The sequence below is a fragment of the Streptomyces kronopolitis genome (genome assembly GCF_014646275.1).
Lineage (GTDB): Bacteria > Actinomycetota > Actinomycetes > Streptomycetales > Streptomycetaceae > Streptomyces > Streptomyces kronopolitis.
Genome location: NZ_BMND01000112.1, coordinates 1 through 602 on the forward strand (window position 1 = coordinate 1; position 602 = coordinate 602).

The window sequence follows — 602 nt, forward strand, 5'->3', positions numbered from 1 at the left end:
AATAGGCATAAAAAACTCACACTAAAAAATAAAACACCCCACACACGACTAAGCCTACAAAAATTAAAGTTAAAACGCAATAGCCCATAATATCTTTAGCGCCCAAACCTGCAATGGCTAAAGCGGGCAAAGCCCAAAAAGGCTGTATCATATTCGTCCAAGCGTCTCCCCAAGCGATAGCCATAGAAACCACGCCCGGATCCACCCCCAAGCTTGGCCCTGCAGGGAGCATGATAGGAGCTTGAATCGCCCATTGCCCTCCGCCAGACGGGATGAAAATATTGACAATCCCTGCGCTCAAAAAAGTCATGAGCGCGAAAGTTTTTTCATTAGCGATGTGCGTGAAGGCTAAAGAAAGCATTTGCGCTAAAGAATGACCCCCCACGCTATGGCTTGTCATCATCCCCATAATCCCGGCATAAAAAGGGAATTGCAATAAAATCCCAGCCACGCTCCTAGCGGAATGATTGATCGCTTTCACATAAGCTAAAGGGGTTTTATGGAGCAAAATCCCTAAAAAAAGGAAAATCGTATTGACGATGTTTAAACTAAGCCCTCCTCCTTTAAAAAAATAAATACCAAGATACCCAAAACCCAAAAAA

General features: G+C 43.9%; 1 protein-coding gene. It reads right to left on the bottom strand.

All coding sequences use genetic code 11. The features are described 5' to 3' along the window. Positions 1-16: 16 nt before the first annotated feature. On the bottom strand, positions 17-602 hold a 586-nt coding region (locus IEY78_RS35380), incomplete at its 5' end, for a TIGR00366 family protein (protein ID WP_189104827.1).